We start from the raw sequence: 17,773 nt of genomic DNA, 5'->3' as shown, positions 1-17,773 counted from the left end.
AGCTACTCCTGGGACGCGCGTCGAGTTCCCGAGGAGAAAGACCGCCCATGACCAGGCGCCGTGGTTACGCCCTGCTCGCCACGCTTGCGGCAGTGGTGACGCTCGTTTCCGTTGGCATCTTCGCCATGGTGAGAACCCCGGCCACGACGGTCTCCGCCGGGACCCCGTCGCGGGTCTCGTCGGGCGTTCCCGCCTCCGGCAACTGGACGGGTACGTGGTCGGCGGCGCCCGTCGGGCCCGAGCCGGGTACGCCGCACGGTCTCCCCGGGAGCACCATCCGTAACGTCGTGCACACCAGCATCGGCGGATCGCTGACCCGGATCACCCTCTCCAACCTCTTCGGCACCCAGCCGCTGAAGGTCACAGAGGCGTCCGTGTCGGCCGACGGCTCCGTCCAGGCCGTGACGTTCGACGGGCGCCACTACGTCACGATCCCGGCCGGTGGACAGACCATCAGCGACGCGGCCCGGATCCGGATCCCCAGCAACGGCAATGTGACGGTCTCCTTCACCACCCCGTCGCCGAGCGGCCCAGTCACGTACCACCCGCACGCCCGGCAGGTCTCGTACGCCAGCTTCGGCAGCCACACCGTCGAGACGCCCTACTGGCGCTATCTGACCGCCGTGGACGTCCTCACCCATGAGGCCCGCGGCTCGGTCGTGGTCTTCGGCGACTCCATCACCGACGGCATCACCTCCACCGCGGACACCAACCAGCGGTGGACGGATGTGCTCGCCGCCCGGCTCGAAGGCCACTACGGGGTACTGAACGAGGGCATCAGCGGCAACCGCGTACTGCTCCCCGGCAAGGGGCAGAGCGGGCTCGACCGATTCGACCGCGATGTGCTCGGGCGCTCCGGTGTGAAGTCGGTCGTCATCGAACTCGGCATCAACGACATCCTGCGGCTGCCGCACAACGTGAGCGCGCGGCAGATCACGGACGGCCTGCGCAAGCTGGCCCAGGAGGCACGGGCCCGCGGGCTGCACGTGGTCGGCTCGACGCTGATGCCGTTCGGCGGTCACCTCGGCGTGACCCCGCAGCTGGAGGCCGTACGCCAGCAGGTCAACGCGACCATCAGGGCGGGCGGCGTCTACGACTCGGTGGTCGACTTCGACAAGGCGCTGCGCGACCCGTACGCCCCGGGCAGGCTCCGGCCCCAGTACGACTCGGGCGACCATCTGCACCCGAGCGACGCCGGTTACCGCGTGATGGCGATGGCCCTGGACCTGGACTCCCTGGCCAAGTCCGCCCCGGCCCGCGCCTGACCGGGGCTGTTGCGGCCCGGTGTGAGCCTGACCAGGCCGACCCGGGGTGCGTCGCCGCGGCGCCTGCCGGAGGGGCCCCGCACCGCACCGCACCGCCCTCAGCGGGTCTACCGGAAGTCGCGGTCCGCGTACATCTTCGCGATGACGGCCTCGATGTCGGGTTCCCGTACCGCGAGGTCGACCAGTGGGTACGCGGCGGCGAGGTCCGCGACGAGCGGGGCCGCCGAGGCCGACGCCGGAAAGGCGAGCCACTGCCTCGGGCCCTCCACCCGGACGTTGCGCGCCGCCGGGATGTCGATCGGCGGCATTTCCCGCGCCAGGTCCACCACCAGGGTCCGCTCGCTCTCGCCCACCTCGTGCAGCCCCGCCAGCGCGCCGTCGTACATCAGCCGGCCGTGGTCGATGACCATCACCCGCTTGCAGAGCTGCTCGATGTCGGTCAGGTCGTGCGTGGTGAGCAGGACCGTGGTGCCGCGCTCGGCGTTCAGGTCCCGCAGGAAGCCGCGGACCTTGGCCTTGGAGACGACGTCGAGGCCGATCGTCGGCTCGTCCAGATAGAGGACCTCCGGGTCGTGCAGCAGGGCCGCCGCGATGTCGCCGCGCATCCGCTGGCCGAGCGAGAGCTGACGTACGGGGACGTCCAGCAGCTCCGCGAGGTCGAGCAGTTCCACACAGCGGTCCAGGTTCTCGCGGAACCGGGCGTCGGGGATGCGGTACATCCGGTGGGCCAGCCGGTACGAGTCACGCAGCGGCAGGTCCCACCAGAGCGTGGTGCGCTGGCCGAAGACCACCCCGATGCGCTGCGCGAGCTTCGTCCGCTCGCGGGAGGGGTCGAGGCCGGCGACCCGGATGTGCCCGGCGCTGGGGGTGAGGATGCCCGTGAGCATCTTGATGGTGGTGGACTTGCCCGCGCCGTTCGGCCCGATGTATCCGACCATCTCGCCCCGGGCGACCCGGAAGCTGATGCCGTCGACGGCGCGGACCTGGTGCTTCTCCCGGCGGAGCAGCCCGGACTTGCGGTGTACGTCGAAGACCTTCTCCAGGGCTTCGAGTTCGATGAAGCCGGCATCCGTGCTGGTCACTGCGGTTCAACTCCCGTCGTGCGCTCCCGTACCGGCTCCGCGTGGCGTGGAGGCGGAAGAGCCATCATGCCCGGGGACGCGGTCGCGGGCACGGGGCTTTTCGGCGGGATCGCACAGGTGACACGGCAGGCACCGCACGCCGTGCTCCTGCTGCCCCGCTGTACAGGGGAAGGGCCGGGGGAAGTCCGGGGGAAAGTCCAGGGACGTGCGACTCGCTTGAGCGTCGATCCTCCTGTCGCCTGATATGACATTTCCCCATCGGTGCGCTCCTGCTCCCGTAGCGGGCGCGGCGACCGGTGGACATTCCGCGCTCGGACCCCGCGCCGCGACGGCGCCTCACACGACAGTCGAGGGACACCATGGGCTGGACACTCACGCGCCGGGCGACCGCGTCAGCGGCTGTCGCCGGAGCGATCGCCATCGTCACGACGGTGCTGCCGCCGGCCCAGGCCGGCACCCCCGCCCCGCCCGCGCGGACCTCCGCGACCGTGGCGGCGGGACGGTCCGCTTCGCCTGCGCCCCGTCCCCCTCAGCTCCCCCGGGACTTCCGGGGGAAGGGCAAGTGGGTGGTCCGGGACCTGGGCATCACGGTCCCGTTCACCTGGGAGGGGCGGAACGGCGACAGCCAGATGGTCGCGGGCGGCCCGCAGTACCCGATCTGGTTCACCAACCTGATCCACCACGGCACGCTCTACACGCTGACCTACAAATGGCCCGGTCTGACCGACCACTCGTGCTCGCGGATCCCGGGCTTCGGCCTCGACCAGTTGAACCAGGCGTTCCGGGGCTCACGGTTCGTCGGGCGGGAGATTCTCCAGGGGAACCCGGACCGGCAGGTGAACCACTGGAGGGTCGGGGTCGTCCTGCCGAAGCGGCCGCCGGGGAAGTTCCTGCGCTTCCCCCTCGCACTGGGCGACATCTATGTCGACCAGAAGGACCGGAGTACGTTCTGGCAGGTGCTGCAGTTCGGCGTCCAGAACCTCTATGACCCGAAGCTGGACGAGTGGCTGGTGATGAAGACGTTCCAGCACAAGCCCGGTACGGTCACGCTCCCCCGGCGCTGCGCCCGCTGACCGCACCGGCGGCGTGGCATCCGCTCCGCTCGCGCCACACAAGTAGCCGCAGCGGGATGAGACTTCACGGTGGGCCGGGGGCCGTCGGTGCGCGTCAGAATTCCTGTTCGATCAGCATGTCTCTGGATAGGGTTGGCGGTTCCGGTGCACAAGGTGCACCCACCCCCAGCACGCCCACGGAGGCACATACACATGAGACCGAACCGCGCCGCGCTCCTCGTCGCCGCCACCGCCCTGACGCCCGCCCTCCTTCTCACCGCCCCGGCCTTCGCCGCCGCTCCGGCGGCACCGTCCGCAGCCACGTCGGCGGTCACGGCCGCCGGGTCCGGCACCCCGGTGGACGAGATGACGGAGGCCGAACTGCGCGCCGCGATAGGCGACATCCTGGCGGAGAACAGCGGCAGGGCGGTCGTCCGAGAAGCCAATGAGGCTCTCAACGGCACCGTGGCGGACATGCGCGCGTTCCTGGAAACCGGGTACCGGCAGGCGCAGTTCGAGGACGACCGGGTCGCCATCGTCCGTCTCCTCGACACGGCGACGAAGAACGGCGACAGGGCAGTCATCAAGGGCTGCAACACCGCACTCGACGCAGGCGACCCCGATGCGGCACGCGCCTTCCGGACGACCGGGTACCGGCTCGCCCAGGCCGAGGACGACGCCGTCTACATCTCCCGGATGCTCGCGGACCCGAACATCAGCGACTCGCTGCGCGCCGCCGCCAACAAGGCCCTCGACGACGGCTCCCCGGAGGCCCTGCGCCACTTCCGGCTGACCGGGCAGTACGAGGTGGCTGGCTAGCCGGAGCCTGTCGTCCGGATCGGGTCGGGTCGAGTCGGGTCGGGCTCGCGGGGTCCGGCCTGATCCGGCGGGGGGAATGGCGGGTATGCCCCGGACCAGCGGCAGCAGTGCCTGGCTGTCGTGGACGTTCGCGCCGGAGACACCGAGGGCCGGAGGCAGGCCCTGCGCGTCGGACAAAATGTGGAGCTTGCTGCCCTTCTTGCCCCTGCTGACGGGAAGCAAACGAAGACAGCAACGGCGCGACGGGCGACCAGAGTTCGTCAGGAACCAACCGCTGCGACAGACCAACACCCATGGCATGGCATCATGCCTGAGCCGAGGCACGGTAGTTGTCACCGGCAGCACGTGGTGACCTGCGTTCTTGGTCGGGTGAAGCACGGTGATTGTCACCAGATCGGCGCGCTGCCTGCCACCGGTGGCTGTGCAGGTCTCTACGGATGTCGTGCCGCGATGGAAGCGGGAGTCCACTACGCGCCGCGCCCAAGATCAATGTCACTGAAAGGGAGTCACTGCGATTGCAGCTCCGCCGGCGGCGCTGCCACTTGTGGTGACATCCGGTCTCGTCGCGGTTCGTGGTCAGAGCAACCAAGTGACATCCGTCGACGTGTCGAAACGACTCCCGCTGAGACCTCAATAGCCAAGCAGCAGCGTGCGAAGCGTGACGGTTGCCACCGGCTCCGACGCTCAGCCGTCTCGCAGTTCGCCGGGATGACGCACCAGTGCCGGATCTCCTGAACCGGTTGGAATGGCACCGACTGCTTACGCCAGGTTTCAGTTGTCTCTGGCGGAGCAGCGGGGTCGGCCGCCAAGGCCGGCGGGGGACGCGGTGCCCGAGAGGTACCGGTCGAGCATCTCACGGCGCTGAGCGATCTGCTGCTCTTGGCGGGCGAGTTCGTCGCGGACCTGCCGGACGCGGGCCAGGAGTTGCGTGCACTCGCCTGCGGACGGTGTCGTTCCGGTGCAGGGGAGGATGCCCCGGATGATCTGAGAGGGCAGTCCCGCGCGGTAAAGGTCCTGGATGAAGGCGACCTGGCGTACGGCTTCCTCACCGTACTCCCGGTACCCGTTGGGGCGGCGGTCACTGGAGAGCAGCCCTTGGTCCTCGTAGTACCGGAGTGAACGGGCGCTGGCCCCGGTGGCCCTGCTGAGTTCTCCGATGCGCACTCCGTCTCCTCCACCGATCCAAGCTTGACATTCACGTTAATGTCAGAGTTTACCGTTCTGCGCATGAAGAGAAAAGAAGAGACGCGGCGGCGAACTGCGGTCGTGACCGGCGCCGCGACAGGCATCGGGGCCGCGATCACCGAGCGGCTGGCCGGGCAGGGCATGCACTTGGTCCTGGTCGCACGGGACGGCGCACGCCTGGAGGCAGCAGCCGAGCGGCTGCGCGCCGAGCACGGGAGCCAGGTGTCGACGCTCGTGCTGGACCTGTCACGCCAGGGCGCTCCTTCCCGGCTGGCCGAGTGGCTGGCGGGCTCGGGAACCGAGGTCGACGTACTGGTCAACAATGCCGGCGTCAGCCTGATGGGGCCGGTCGCCGACATCGATCCCGCGCGCGTGCGGGGCCTGGTCGACCTCAATGCCGGAGCGGTGGCGGAGCTGACGGCGCTCCTGCTTCCCGCCATGGTCGCGCGGGGGTCGGGGGCGATCGTCAACATCGCGAGCACCGGTGCGTACGTGCCCGCTCCGTATGTGGCCGCCTACGCGGCCTCGAAGGCGTTCGTGCTGTCCTTCACCCAGGCGGTGTGGGCCGAGACGAGGGCGACGGGGGTACGGGTGGTGGCGGTCAGCCCCGGTCCGACCGACACTGCGATGAACACACGGCGCATGCCGGGCAAGCGCGGGCCCGGTTCCGTCGCGGACACCGTCATGTCCGCCTTGCGCGGCCGGGGCCCGACAGTCATCGACGGCCGTCTCAACACTTTCCAGACCTTCGTCTTCGGGCGCCTGCTGCCCGCGTCAGCGGCTGCCCGGATCGCGGAGCGATCCCTGCGCAAGGCGGCGCTCGGCAACTGAAGCCCCGCGCCCGCCCCGAATCCATGGCGCCCCATCAGGAAGCGCACGGTGGCAGACACCCCGGCCAACAGCACTCCGAGCCAAGCTCTGACGCGAAGTGACAACAAGCCTGCCTTGGTGACACCTATCGCGCCTCGGCTCAATGCCGCATCAACCTCACACCACGTGAGACAAGCTCTAAGTCACGGGCACTCATCATGGACGCGATAAAGGAAATGGAATAAGACCATGACGTCGTAAATCGAGTCAGCTTCCGCAACGAGACTGGACGGGGTCAAGTCCTCGAACGGTAGACACCATCCTCGGCCAGGGCCCCCAGGATCGGTTTGCCGTACAGCAGACGGTCCGGGTGGAAGTTGAGGGTCACCCGCAGCGTCGGGTCCACAGGAGGACCGGACGCCAGTTCCGCGGCACGCCGAAGGGCCCGCTCCTGTGCTGTACAAGAGGCTGCGAAGCTCATCCGCACAGTGTTTCCCAGCTCGATCCACGAGGGCATGTGATTTGTCCACCGGCAGCTTGTCCCGGCGTCACGAGACGTCGACCACCCATTAAGTCGACCACCCATTGAGTCGGGTAGCCGGGTCACGTTGCCGTGACTCGGCTACCCGACTCAGCCGCGCGTCGATACTCAACTCCGGCCGCGTCGGCTCCGGTAGGCCGCGACGCTGGCCCGGTGCGCGCAGGTGCGGGTGCAGAACTGCTTCGAGCCGTTGCGTGAGAGGTCCACGAAGGTGCCGCGGCATGCCTGTCCGGCACACATGCCGAGTCGGGCCGGCCCGAGCGCCGCGATCACGGAGGCGAGCGCGCCGAGCGTGGTCGTGGCGAGGTGCGCGGAACAGCGATCGGTGTCCGAGACGGCCTCCGTCCACCAGCGGTCGTGGTCGTTGCGCAGAACCAGGGTGGCGCGGCTTCGACGCAGCTCGTCATTGATCAGGACAGCGGTTCCGGCTGGGTCGGCGGCCGCTTGTTCCAGCACGGCACGCACCGTCGCGCGCACCGCTCGGACCTCTGCCAGATCGGTGCGGTTGATCCGTGACCGTGGATCAGGGCGTGGTGTTCCGGCCGTACTCGCCCGCTCGGCCGGTCCGATGCCGGGATGGCCGGCGAGGAAATCCCGGAGTTGCGCCACGGTCCCGAGCGCGTCCTCGCCCTTGACCGGCTTCAGGGTGTTGGCCAGGTCGACGGCCGTCTGGACAGCCGACGAGTCGTAACACGCGTCAATCATTTGACGTGTCTCCACTTCACTCATACGGTGACACTCATCATACGCTTCACGTGTCACACGATCCGGTGAGGAGAGGATGGTGTCGCAGGCGGTCACGCTCGGGAGATCAGGCGGCGGAGGGTCGGGACGCCCCACGGACGGGCGTCGACTCGGACTGGTCCTGGGCATGTTGGTGCTGCCGATGTACGTGGCTCTGGGGGCACCCGCGGTGGCTCTGCCCGCCGTCGGCCGGGCGCTCGGGGTGCCGTTCGGGGCGACGGCCTGGATCCTCGCCGCGTGGTCGCTCACGTCCGCGCTCGCCATGCCGGTCGCGGGCCGACTGCTGTCGCGGTGGGGCCCGTTCCACCTTCTCGTCGCCGGCGTCACGGGGCTCGTCGCGGGCTCCGCGCTCGCGGGGGCCGGGCCGACTCTGGCCGTCGTGATCGTCGGTCGGCTCATCGGTGGCGCAGGTGCGGGCGTGACCGTGGTCGCCGTTTTCGCCGTGGCCACTGCCCTGCCCGGTCGGGAGCGGACCCGCGCGCTGGGCATCGTCGCCGCCGCCAGCGCGACGGCATCGGGCTGCGGAACGCTGCTGGGCGGAACGGTCACCGCATGGCTGGGATGGCGTGCCGTGCTCGCGATCCCGGCGCTCGCGCTGCCTCTCCTGCTGGCCGCGATGCCGAGCAGGCGCTTGCTGACGCGGACCGGTGCCGACGGGCCGGACGACCGGGCCGAACCATTCGACTTCCTGGGCGCGGCCGTCCTTTCGGTACTCGCCGGGTCGGTGATCACGTTGCTGCAGGCGCACTCGGTCGGCCTGCCCGCTCCGGTCACGTGCGTCGTGGCCGCCGCCGGGGTGCTGGCCGCTGCCGGCCTCAGGTGGTGTGTCCGACGCAGGCCCGACGGGTTCGTACCTCGGAGGGTGATCGCGGTCCGCGGCTTCCCGGCGCTCGGCCTCATCGGCGGCGCGGTCTTCGCCGGCTACTACGGCGTTCTGTTTCTCGCCCCGTCCCTGATCGAGCGGGCCACGGGAGGCGGAGCCCTCGAAGCCGGTCTGTTTCTCGCCCCGGCCGCCGTCTGTTCGGTGCTGTCCGGCCGGTTGGTCGGCGTCCTGACCGGCCGGTTCGCCGGATGGCGGATATCGGCCGGGCTCGCGGGGATCACTCTGGTCGGCGTGCTGGTGGTCGCGGTGTTCTCCGGGCCGGCGCCGGTCATCGCCGGTACCGCGCTGACCGTGTGCGGCTTCGCCGGGGCCCAGGCTGTACTGGTGGGCGTCGCAACGGACTTGGTCGCCTCGCGTGACCGCGACACCGCACAGGGCCTGCTCAACTTCATGAACGCCCTGGGGGGCGGGATCGGTCCGGCCGCGGTCGCGGGCCTGTCCGGCATCGTGCCGGTACCGGTTTCCCTCGCCGTACTCGCGGCGCTTCCCCTGGCGGGCGCCGTGCTCAGCCTCCTCCGGCGCCCGGGCGCCGGCCCGTCGTCCCGAACGCGGTGCCCTGCGCCGAAGCCGGAGTCGACGGTGCACCCACCCCCGATCCGTTGACGCCTTGACAGAAAGGAGCCCCGTCATGGCCGCCGAGCCGTTCGAGGCCAGTGTCACCGAAGCCGAAATCGCAGATCTGCGTGACCGCCTGCGCCGTACGCGCTGGCCCGAGCCCGAGCCGGTGAAGGACTGGTCCCAGGGCATCCCGCTGGCCTGCGTACAGGAGTTGTGCCGCAGCTGGGCCGAGGACTACGACTTCGGGTTCGCCGAACGGCTGAACACCTTCCCCCAGTACCGCGACACGATCGACGGGCTGGGTATCCACTATCTGCACATCCTCTCGCCGGAGCCGAACGCCTTCCCGCTGGTACTCACGCACGGCTGGCCCGGTTCGGTACTTGAGTTCCTGGACGTCCTCGGCCCGCTGACCGACCCGCGCGCGCACGGCGGGGACCCGGCGGACGCGTTTCACGTGGTCGCGCCGTCGTTGCCCGGGTACGGCTGGAGCGACAAGCCGCCCACAACCGGGTGGGGTGTCATGCGCATCGCGCGCGCCTGGGACACGCTGATGGCCTCCCTCGGCTACGAGCGGTACGGCGCGCAGGGCGGCGACTGGGGTTCCGCGGTCTCCGGGGCGCTGGGCGAAGTCGCACCCGAGCGGGTGGCCGCCGTGCACCTGAACCTGGGATCCGTCGCCGCCGGCACCTTCGACGACCCGACGCCCGCGGAGCGGGCGAACCTGCACGCCGAACAGGAGATGCGCCGCACCGGCCGGGGGTACTCGGCGATCCAGGCAACCAGGCCGCAGACGCTCGGCTACAGCCTCACCGACTCCGCGGCGGGCCAGGCGGCCTGGATCGCCGAGAAGTACTGGGCGTGGACCGACCACGACGGCCGGATCGAGGATGCGGTGTCCCGGCAGAAGCTTCTCGACGAGATCTCCGTCTACTGGTTCACCGCATCGGCCACGTCATCGGCGCGGCTGTACTGGGAGAGCTTCGCCCGCTTCAGGGACAAGGTCACGGCGCCGTCGGGGCTGTCCGTCTACCCGCGTGACATCACCCGCCCGTCACGGCGCGAGGCCGAGCTCCGCTTCACCGACCTGCGCTGGTTCGAGGAGATGCCGCGTGGCGGCCATTTCGCCGCGCTGGAGCAGCCGGAGTCGCTGGTCGGGCAAGTGCGCGGCTTCTTCCGCCTCTTCCGCTGACCGTCCACGGCGTGCTCGCACGGACATCGGCCGGGCCTTCGTGGCAGGATCCGCTCCCATGGAATTCTCCGAGGTGATCCGGCGGCGGCGCATGGTCCGGCACTACTCCGACAAGCAGTTGGCCCCCGAGGTGGTCGAGCGGGTCCTCGCCTCGGCCCTGCGGTCCCCTTCAGCGGGCTTCTCCCAGGGCTGGGCGTTCCTCGCGCTGACCGACCCCGCCGACCGTGCGCGCTTCTGGCCGTTCGTACCCACCCGGGTCGAGAACACGCCGACGATGCAGGATGCGCCCCTGGTTGTGGTGCCTCTTGCGCACAAGGCGGCCTATCTCGAACGGTACGCGGAGCCCGACAAGGGGTGGGAGGATCGTGCCGAGGCCCGCTGGCCCGCCCCTTACTGGTACATCGACACCGGGATGGCCTCCCTGCTCATGCTGCTGACCGCTGTCGACGAGGGCCTCGGTGCGTGCTTCTTCGGCATCATGCCCGAACATCTCCAGCCCTTCCGCGCCGAGTTCGGGATACCTGACGAGTACGCGCCCATCGGCGGGATCACGGTCGGCTACCGCGCTGACGACCTGCCGCCGCAGGGTGCCGGCGTCGAAGAACGCCGACGTCGCACGGATGAGGTCATCCACCGTGGGCACTGGGGCCGGCACGCCTGAGCGGGGCGGTCCCCTCGGTGGCCCGGCCCCGGGGGGGGAGCTGCCCACCGTGTGGTCCGTCATCATGCGTACAGCTTGGGGCTTGAGCTGGAGCCGGGTCCAGCTCGTACGGTTCGGTTCCCGGAGAGCACTCCGCGTACCAGGGAGGCGGGCCACGGTGGGTTGCACACAGCGGAGTTGGGGGTACGGCCATGCGGTATCGGGTGCTGGGCGGGACGGGTGTCGAGGTGAGTGCGTACTGCCTCGGGACGATGATGTTCGGGGCGGTCGGGAACAAGGACCACGACGCGTGTGTCCGTATCGTGCACTCCGCGCTCGACCGGGGGATCAACTTCGTCGACACCGCAGACATGTACTCGGCCGGCGAGTCCGAGACCATCGTCGGCAAGGCGCTGGGCGGCGGCGAGCGGCGGGACGGGGTGGTGCTGGCCAGTAAGTTCCACTTCCCCATGGGGAACGGGCCGGGCCGGAGCGGCAATGCGCGGCGCTGGATCGTGCGGGCCGTCGAGGACAGCCTGCGGCGGCTGGACACGGACCGTATCGATCTCTACCAGGTGCACCGGCCCGACCGGCACACCGATATCGAGGAGACCCTGGCCGCCCTCACCGATCTCGTACGGGCCGGGAAGATCCTCTCCTTCGGCTGCTCGACCTTCCCGGCCGAGGACATCGCCGAGGCGCAGGCGGTGTCCGAGCGGCGCGGTCTCTACCGCTTCCGTACCGAGCAGCCGCCGTACTCGCTGCTCGCGCGCGGGGCCGAGGCCGCGGTGCTGCCGACCGCACGGCGGTACGGGATGGGCGTGCTGACCTGGGGGCCGCTCGCCTCCGGCTTCCTCACCGGGCGCTACCGCAAGGGGCAGCCGGTGGACCTGGGCCGGGGGCGGGCCGCGCTCAACCCGGACCGGTTCGATCCGGAGCGCCCGCTGACGGCCGTGAAGCTCGACGCGGTGGAGCGGCTCACCGAGGTGGCGCGGGACCTCGGCCGTACGCTGCCGGAACTGGCCCTGGCCTTCCCGCTCGCGCACCCGGCCGTCAGCTCCGTCATCATCGGGCCGCGTACGCAGGGGCAGTTGGAGTCGGCGCTCAAGGCGGCGCAGCTCGTCCTGGACGACGGGACGCTGGACCGGATCGACGCGATCGTGCCGCCCGGGACCGATCTCTATCCACCGGACGGCGCCTGGACCCGGCCCGCCCTCACCGATCCGGCACTGCGGAGGCGGCCGGTCGGCGAACGCGCGGGGGCGGAAGCGGAGCCGCCGGACGCGTGAGCCCAGGCCGTGTCCGCAAAGCCGTGACCGGCACGCGACGTCGCGGACACGGCAAGGCTCCCCGTGCTCCGGGCCGACACGGCCTAGCTCCCCGTGCTCCGGTACGACCTCAGCCCCGCCCGCCAGGCCGCCCCCGCCACGGCGCAGCACCCCGCGGCCACCACGGGCGGCAGGAACGCCGGCCACTCCGGCAGGTTCAGCGGGTAGGGCCGCCCCAGTACGTACAGCACGGGCAGCCAGTTGACGAAGGCCAGCGGGATCACGAAGGTGACGCCGCGCAGCAGGTCCTTCGCGAAGACCGTCGGCGGGTACTGAAGCAGCGTCACCCCTCCGTACGTGAAGGAGTTCTGCACCTCCGACGCGTCCTGCGCCCAGAACTGGAACGCCGCCCCCACCACGAACACGGCGCAGAAGATCGCCCCGCCGCTGACCACCATCACCGGCACCATCAGGACCTTCAGCGGCGTCCAGTGGACATCGACGACCGCCAGCCCGTACCCGAGGATCAGCAGGCCCTGGGTGATCCGGCCCAGCCGGCGCAGGGCGAAACGGTCCGCCGCGATCTGGGCGAGCACCGGGACGGGGCGCACCAGGAGCGTGTCCAGTGTCCCGTCGCGCACCCGGCGGCCCAGCCGGTCCATCGAGCCCATCACCAGGTCGGAGAGGCCGAAGGCGGTCGTGGCGGTCCCGTACAGGAAGGCGATCTCGCCGAGTGAGTAGCCGCCGAGCCGGTCGACGTGCGAGAACATCAGCAGGATCGCGACGAAGTCGAGCCCGGTCGCCGCGAAGTTGCCCAGGGCCGTCATCAGGAACGACGCCCGGTACGCCATCGTCGAGCGGATCCACATCCCCGCGATCAGCCAGTACGCGCGCAGCCCCTCAGCCACCCTGCACCACCACCCGCCGGGTCGCGGCGGACTGCAGCAGCCGCCCGGCGCCGAGCAGCGCCACCGCCCAGCCGAGCTGGAAGGCGTACGCCGTCACCAGGTGCCAGCCGGTCCGCCGGCCCAGCACGATGTCGGCAGGCACCTGGAGCAGCACCGACCAGGGCAGCGCCCTGGCCACCTCGCCCAGCAGGCCGGGGAAGAGGTTCAGCGGCAGCAGCATCCCGGAGAAGAACATCCCGGCGATCCCCGCGATCTGCGCGACGCCCGCCCCGTCCAGCAGCCAGAACGCGGAGAGCGCCACGAGATAGCGGATCGCGAAGCTGACGACCAGGCCGAGGAGCAGCGAGACCAGGAACGCGAGCCATACGAAGGGGTCGGCAGGCAGCGCCAGACGGAAGGCGAGCGCCCCCAACGCCATGGGCGCCACGCCGCGTCCGATGAGCTGGAACCCGGCACGCCCCAAGTCGCTCGCCAGCCACCAGAGTTGCAGGTCGGCGGGGCGGTAGAGGTCGATCGCGATGTCGCCGGTGCGAATACGCTCGATCAGCTCGTCCTCCAGGCCGCCGCCCAGCAGCGCCATGGTCGTCAGCATCGCCTGGCCGAGCCACACATAGGTGAGGGCCTGCGCCTGGTCGTATCCGCCGAGGTGCGGGCGCTCGTCCCAGAGCGCGATGTAGGTGTACGCCATGATGAAACCGAAGACGGTGTTGGTGAACACCCCGGCGGCCGTCGCCACCCGGTAGGTCGCGAAGCGCCGGAATCCTCCCGCGGCCACGACCGCGTACAGCCGCATCTCTGGGACCCCCTCGCCTGTCGTCGTCCCACCCCGCCCGGACGCCGGAGGGCACGGGCACCAAAGCGCACGACCTTAGTCCAGCGGAGCGTGCGCCGCGACCGAATATTCCGCGCAGTCCGAACCGGGCCACTCAACAGTGTTTTATGGGCATACCTAACAATTCGCCCCATATACCTCGTATGGCACCTTGGGCCGGACGCAGGAGAGACAGTGAGCGACGAGCGCGCAGACGCCGGAGACCCCGCAGGCGCCGGAGAACCGGCAGGCGCGGGAGATTCCGCAGGCCACGGTGGTTCCGCCTCCGGCCCCGCCGAAAAGCCGGCCAGGAAGCGCAAGCGCCCCCGGCGCAAGGGCTGGCGCCGGGCGGTCCCCACCTGGCGGTTCATGCTCGGCGCGGTTCTGGTGCTCCTCGTCGTGATCGTCGGGGGGTTCATCGCCGGCTACAACCTCGTCGAGATCCCCGCCGCCAACACCGCGGCCACCGCACAGAGCAATGTCTACCTCTACGCCGACGGCACCGAGATCGCCCGCGACGGCGAGGTCAACCGCGAGAACGTACCGCTCTCCCAGATCCCCATCGGCGTCCAGCGCGCCGTGCTCTCCGCCGAGGACCGCGACTTCTACTCGGAGAGCGCCGTCGACCCCGAGGCCATGGTCCGCGCGGCCTGGAACACCGCGACCGGCAAGGGCACCCAGGGCGGCTCGACCATCACCCAGCAGTACGTCAAGAACTACTACCTCGGCCAGGAACAGACCATCAGCCGCAAGGCCAAGGAGTTCTTCATCTCGGTCAAGCTCGACCGCGAGGAGAGCAAGGACGACATCCTCGCGGGCTATCTGAACACCAGTTACTTCGGGCGCAACGCCTACGGCATCCAGGCCGCGGCCCGCGCGTACTACGGCAAGAACATCCAGGACATCGACATCGCCCAGGGCGCCTACCTCGCGTCCCTGCTCAACGCCCCCAGCGCGTACGACGTCGTGGCGCACCCCGGGAACAGGGGCCGGGCCGAGTCCCGCTGGAACTACGTGCTCGACGGCATGGTCAAGAAGAAATGGCTCAGCGCCGCGGCGCGCGCCAGGGAGAAGTTCCCGGTCCCCGGAAAGGCCAGGCCCTCGTCCAGTCTCTCCGGACAGCGCGGCTATCTCGTCCAGGCCGTCAAGGACGACCTCGCCCGCAACAGGATCCTCGACGAGGACACCCTCGCCACCGGCGGCTACCGCATCACCACCACCCTCCAGCGCAGCAAGCAGCGGGCGCTCGCCAAGGCGGTGGACGACCAGGTGACCAGCAAGCTCAGCAAGGGCAACAGCGCCGACCGCAACGTCCGCGTCGGCGGCGCCTCGGTGGAACCCGACACGGGCAAGGTCGTCGCGATGTACGGCGGCGTCGACTACACGAAGCAGTACGTCAACAACGCCACCCGGCGGGACTACCAGGTCGGCTCCACCTTCAAACCGTTCGTGTTCGCCTCCGCCGTGGAGAACCACTCGACCACCCAGGACGGACACAGGATCACCCCGCGCACCGTCTACGACGGCACCAACCACCGCACGGTGCAGGGCCCGAAGGGATCCACCGGCTACGCACCGGGCAACGAGGACGGCAAGTCGTACGGCCGCATCCCCGTCTCCACCGCCACCGACAAGTCCGTCAACGCGGTGTACGCGCAGATGGCCGAGGACGTCGGCCCGGCCAAGGTCGAGCAGACCGCCGTCGATCTCGGCATCCCGAAGAACACCCCCGACCTCAACCCGTACCCCTCCATCGCGCTCGGCCCGGCGACCGCCAGCGTGCTCGACATGAGCGAGGCGTACGCGACACTCGCGGGCCACGGCAAGCACGGGACGTACACCATCGTCGGGAAGGTCACCAAGAACGGCCATCAGCGCTCCCTGCCGAAGCGGCCCACCGTCCAGGGCGTCAGCCGGCAGGCCGCGGACACCACGACGTCGATCCTGAAAAGCGTCGTCGCGAGCGGCACCGGCACCGCGGCCAAGTCCGCCGGACGCCCGGCGGCCGGCAAGACCGGTACCGCGGAGGACGACAAGGCGGCCTGGTTCGCCGGGTACACCCCCGATCTCTCCACCGTGATCTCGGTGATGGGCCAGGACCCGAAGACCGGCGTGCACAAGCCGCTGTACGGGGCGATGGGCCTGGCCCGCGTCAACGGCGGGGGCGCGCCCGCCCAGATCTGGGGCCAGTACACGGCGGCCGCACTCGCGGGCACCCCGCGGACGCCCTTCCACCTCGACCTCCAGTCGGGCGCACACCAGGACCCGCTGCCCAGCCCGGACAGCAGCTCGGCGTCCCCGTCGACTACGGCGTCGCCCTCCTCGTCGGGCAAGGCATCGACCGGACCGTCGTCCGCGCCACCGAGCACCGGGCCCTCCGCGACCTCGTCGGAGCCGTCGGGAGCCCCCAGCAGCGAGAACCCGGGCGCGACCGGCGGCGGTACGGACGGCGGCACCGACACGGGCGGGGACGGCGGGGATGGCGGAGACGACGGTGGGGACGGTGGGGACGGTGGGGACACCGGTGGCGGGACCGGGGGCGGTATGACGGGTGGCTGACCGGGGGGGGGAGCGGTGAGGGGGGGCCGACGGGAGCGGGCTCGGCGGGAGTGGGGTCCTCGGCCCCCGGCTCGGGGCTCGCGGCGCCCGACGCCCAGCTCCCGGCACCCGGCGCCCGGCACCCGTAATAAGTGGCCGTGAAGAGCGGCCGAAAAAGGTGGCCGAAAAAAGCATGCGGATCAGCGGGCCGCTCGACAGGCTGAACCCATGAACTCCCCGCACCAGGACGCCGCCGCGCCCAGCAGTCCGCCCAGCACCCCGGCGGACGCCCCGCTCAGCACGCCGATCACCGCCGCTCTCCTCCGAGGCGCCCTCGATCTGGAACGCACCGAGCACGGTCTCCTCCCGCACCGGCTGCCCGCCCGCGCCCGCGCGCAGTGCTCCGACGGACAGCTGGCCATGGTGGAGGCCCAGCCCTCCGGCGTACGGCTGGTCATCCGCACCCGGGCCACCACCGTCGAGCTGGACACGCTCCGCACCAAGATGGCCTACCAGGGGGCCCCGCCCCGGCCGGACGGGCTGTACGACCTGTTCGTCGACGGCAGCCCGGCCGGGCGGGCGAGCGTGACCGGCGGCAACACCCGGCTGGTGGACCTGGCCACCGGCTCCGCCGAGACCCACCCGGGACCGGTCGGAACCGTCCGGTTCGCCGGGCTGCCGGCCGGACAGAAGGACATCGAGATCTGGCTGCCGTACAACGAGGTCACCGAACTCGTCGCCCTGCGCACCGACGCCCCCGTCGAGCCCGCCCCCGACAGCGGCCGCAAGGTGTGGCTGCACCACGGGAGTTCGATCAGCCACGGCTCGAACGCCGAGAGTTCCGCGACCACTTGGCCTGCGCTGGCCGCCTCGCTCGGCGGCGTGGAACTCATCAACATCGGTCTCGGCGGGAGCGCCCTGCTCGACCCGTTCACGGCCCGCGCCCTGCGGGACACCCCGGCCGACCTCATCAGCGTCAAGATCGGCATCAACATCGTCAACGCCGACCTGATGCGGCTGCGTGCCTTCGGACCGGCCGTGCACGGCTTCCTCGACACCATCCGCGAGGGGCACCCCACGACACCCCTGCTGGTCGTCTCACCGATCCACTGCCCCATCCACGAGGAGACGCCGGGACCCTGCGCCCCGGAGTTCGGCGGAGGGACGGTCCGGTTCCGGGCCACCGGCGACCCGGCCGAGCGAGCCGCCGGGAAGCTGACGCTCCAGGTCATCCGGGCGGAGCTGGCCCGCATCGTGGCGCAGCGGGCGGCGGACGACCCCCAGCTGCACTACCTCGACGGCAACGAGCTGTACGGCGAGGCGGACTTCGCCGAACTGCCGCTCCCCGACGCACTGCACCCGGACGCCGCGACCCACCGCCGGATGGGCGAGCGCTTCGCCGCACTGGCCTTCGGCGCCACCGGACCGTTCGCGGCCCGGAGCGCCTGAGGCGGACGGAAGTCCCCAGGGCAGGACC

At 70.6% G+C, this 17,773-nt stretch carries 15 protein-coding genes and 2 pseudogenes; 10 read left to right on the top strand and 7 right to left on the bottom strand.

The features are described from left to right. The first annotated feature begins 47 nt into the window (after positions 1-47). Positions 48-1,265 carry an SGNH/GDSL hydrolase family protein gene (locus ACWGKJ_RS15740; protein WP_385026895.1) on the top strand — a complete coding sequence of 406 codons (1,218 nt, stop codon included), beginning with the start codon at positions 48-50 and terminating at the stop codon, positions 1,263-1,265. A gap of 107 nt (positions 1,266-1,372) precedes the next feature. Here ACWGKJ_RS15740 and ACWGKJ_RS15735 read toward each other — a convergent pair whose 3' ends face one another. Further along, on the bottom strand, positions 1,373-2,347 hold the full coding sequence (locus tag ACWGKJ_RS15735; RefSeq protein ID WP_385026892.1) for an ABC transporter ATP-binding protein: 975 nt from the start codon (positions 2,345-2,347) through the stop codon (positions 1,373-1,375). Positions 2,348-2,706: 359 nt separating this feature from the next. Between ACWGKJ_RS15735 and ACWGKJ_RS15730 the strand changes: the two genes are divergently transcribed. Next, positions 2,707-3,420, top strand: coding sequence for a hypothetical protein (locus ACWGKJ_RS15730; protein ID WP_385026889.1), 714 nt, complete (start codon positions 2,707-2,709; stop codon positions 3,418-3,420). Positions 3,421-3,612: 192 nt separating this feature from the next. Further along, complete coding sequence (locus ACWGKJ_RS15725; RefSeq protein ID WP_385026885.1) at positions 3,613-4,218, top strand: ALF repeat-containing protein; 606 nt, start codon at positions 3,613-3,615, stop codon at positions 4,216-4,218. A gap of 39 nt (positions 4,219-4,257) precedes the next feature. On the opposite strand, the pseudogene ACWGKJ_RS15720 reads toward ACWGKJ_RS15725, so the two are convergent. Continuing rightward, positions 4,258-4,434 (bottom strand): annotated as a pseudogene (locus tag ACWGKJ_RS15720) (transposase); the annotation flags it as partial. A 555-nt stretch (positions 4,435-4,989) separates the two neighbouring features. After that, positions 4,990-5,382 carry a MerR family transcriptional regulator gene (locus ACWGKJ_RS15715; RefSeq protein WP_385026882.1) on the bottom strand — a complete coding sequence of 131 codons (393 nt, stop codon included), beginning with the start codon at positions 5,380-5,382 and terminating at the stop codon, positions 4,990-4,992. A gap of 63 nt (positions 5,383-5,445) precedes the next feature. Between ACWGKJ_RS15715 and ACWGKJ_RS15710 the strand changes: the two genes are divergently transcribed. Further along, a complete protein-coding gene (locus ACWGKJ_RS15710) occupies positions 5,446-6,234 on the top strand; it encodes an SDR family NAD(P)-dependent oxidoreductase (RefSeq protein ID WP_385026879.1) in 789 nt (262 codons plus the stop codon). Positions 6,235-6,514: 280 nt separating this feature from the next. On the opposite strand, the pseudogene ACWGKJ_RS15705 reads toward ACWGKJ_RS15710, so the two are convergent. Then, a pseudogene (locus ACWGKJ_RS15705) lies at positions 6,515-6,694 on the bottom strand (DUF3626 domain-containing protein); the annotation flags it as partial. 168 nt (positions 6,695-6,862) lie between these two features. Next, positions 6,863-7,459 carry a CGNR zinc finger domain-containing protein gene (locus tag ACWGKJ_RS15700; RefSeq protein WP_385026876.1) on the bottom strand — a complete coding sequence of 199 codons (597 nt, stop codon included), beginning with the start codon at positions 7,457-7,459 and terminating at the stop codon, positions 6,863-6,865. A 166-nt stretch (positions 7,460-7,625) separates the two neighbouring features. Here ACWGKJ_RS15700 and ACWGKJ_RS15695 point away from each other — a divergent pair, with 166 nt between their 5' ends. The 4 genes from ACWGKJ_RS15695 (at position 7,626) to ACWGKJ_RS15680 (ending at position 12,060) form a co-directional block, all read left to right on the top strand. Beyond that, positions 7,626-8,984 (top strand): MFS transporter, encoded by a 1,359-nt coding sequence (locus ACWGKJ_RS15695; RefSeq protein WP_453315750.1) that lies wholly within the window; start codon positions 7,626-7,628, stop codon positions 8,982-8,984. A gap of 25 nt (positions 8,985-9,009) precedes the next feature. Further along, positions 9,010-10,131, top strand: coding sequence for an epoxide hydrolase family protein (locus tag ACWGKJ_RS15690; protein WP_385026870.1), 1,122 nt, complete (start codon positions 9,010-9,012; stop codon positions 10,129-10,131). Between the two features lie 58 nt (positions 10,132-10,189). Continuing rightward, on the top strand, positions 10,190-10,792 hold the full coding sequence (locus ACWGKJ_RS15685) for a nitroreductase family protein (RefSeq protein ID WP_385026867.1): 603 nt from the start codon (positions 10,190-10,192) through the stop codon (positions 10,790-10,792). A gap of 191 nt (positions 10,793-10,983) precedes the next feature. Further along, the gene (locus ACWGKJ_RS15680) at positions 10,984-12,060 is read left to right on the top strand and encodes an aldo/keto reductase (protein WP_385026864.1); all 1,077 of its coding nucleotides are present in this window, start codon (positions 10,984-10,986) and stop codon (positions 12,058-12,060) included. Positions 12,061-12,143: 83 nt separating this feature from the next. On the opposite strand, the gene ACWGKJ_RS15675 is transcribed toward ACWGKJ_RS15680, so the two are convergent. Further along, the gene (locus tag ACWGKJ_RS15675; RefSeq protein WP_385026861.1) at positions 12,144-12,947 is read right to left on the bottom strand and encodes an ABC transporter permease; all 804 of its coding nucleotides are present in this window, start codon (positions 12,945-12,947) and stop codon (positions 12,144-12,146) included. Continuing rightward, positions 12,940-13,740 (bottom strand): ABC transporter permease, encoded by an 801-nt coding sequence (locus tag ACWGKJ_RS15670; protein ID WP_385026858.1) that lies wholly within the window; start codon positions 13,738-13,740, stop codon positions 12,940-12,942. The genes ACWGKJ_RS15675 and ACWGKJ_RS15670 overlap by 8 nt, the downstream gene beginning before the upstream one ends. A gap of 213 nt (positions 13,741-13,953) precedes the next feature. Here ACWGKJ_RS15670 and ACWGKJ_RS15665 point away from each other — a divergent pair, with 213 nt between their 5' ends. Together ACWGKJ_RS15665 and ACWGKJ_RS15660 are read left to right on the top strand one after the other, a co-directional pair. Then, positions 13,954-16,317, top strand: coding sequence for a transglycosylase domain-containing protein (locus ACWGKJ_RS15665; RefSeq protein WP_385026855.1), 2,364 nt, complete (start codon positions 13,954-13,956; stop codon positions 16,315-16,317). Positions 16,318-16,524: 207 nt separating this feature from the next. After that, positions 16,525-17,745 carry a GDSL-type esterase/lipase family protein gene (locus ACWGKJ_RS15660; RefSeq protein WP_385026852.1) on the top strand — a complete coding sequence of 407 codons (1,221 nt, stop codon included), beginning with the start codon at positions 16,525-16,527 and terminating at the stop codon, positions 17,743-17,745. Positions 17,746-17,773: the final 28 nt, after the last annotated feature.

This window comes from Streptomyces sp. NPDC054757 (assembly GCF_053612185.1).
The sequence above is the reverse complement of the archived record's forward strand: the minus strand, read 5'-3'. Positions and strand labels throughout refer to the sequence as shown.

Coding starts and splice junctions, on each gene's coding strand:
- ACWGKJ_RS15740 (WP_385026895.1), top strand. CDS start 48: ATGACCAGGCGCCGTGGTTACGCCCTGCTCGCCACGCTTGCGGCAGTG.
- ACWGKJ_RS15730 (WP_385026889.1), top strand. CDS start 2,707: ATGGGCTGGACACTCACGCGCCGGGCGACCGCGTCAGCGGCTGTCGCC.
- ACWGKJ_RS15725 (WP_385026885.1), top strand. CDS start 3,613: ATGAGACCGAACCGCGCCGCGCTCCTCGTCGCCGCCACCGCCCTGACG.
- ACWGKJ_RS15710 (WP_385026879.1), top strand. CDS start 5,446: ATGAAGAGAAAAGAAGAGACGCGGCGGCGAACTGCGGTCGTGACCGGC.
- ACWGKJ_RS15700 (WP_385026876.1), bottom strand. CDS start 7,459: ATGATTGACGCGTGTTACGACTCGTCGGCTGTCCAGACGGCCGTCGAC.
- ACWGKJ_RS15695 (WP_453315750.1), top strand. CDS start 7,626: ATGTTGGTGCTGCCGATGTACGTGGCTCTGGGGGCACCCGCGGTGGCT.
- ACWGKJ_RS15690 (WP_385026870.1), top strand. CDS start 9,010: ATGGCCGCCGAGCCGTTCGAGGCCAGTGTCACCGAAGCCGAAATCGCA.
- ACWGKJ_RS15685 (WP_385026867.1), top strand. CDS start 10,190: ATGGAATTCTCCGAGGTGATCCGGCGGCGGCGCATGGTCCGGCACTAC.
- ACWGKJ_RS15680 (WP_385026864.1), top strand. CDS start 10,984: ATGCGGTATCGGGTGCTGGGCGGGACGGGTGTCGAGGTGAGTGCGTAC.
- ACWGKJ_RS15670 (WP_385026858.1), bottom strand. CDS start 13,740: ATGCGGCTGTACGCGGTCGTGGCCGCGGGAGGATTCCGGCGCTTCGCG.
- ACWGKJ_RS15660 (WP_385026852.1), top strand. CDS start 16,525: ATGAACTCCCCGCACCAGGACGCCGCCGCGCCCAGCAGTCCGCCCAGC.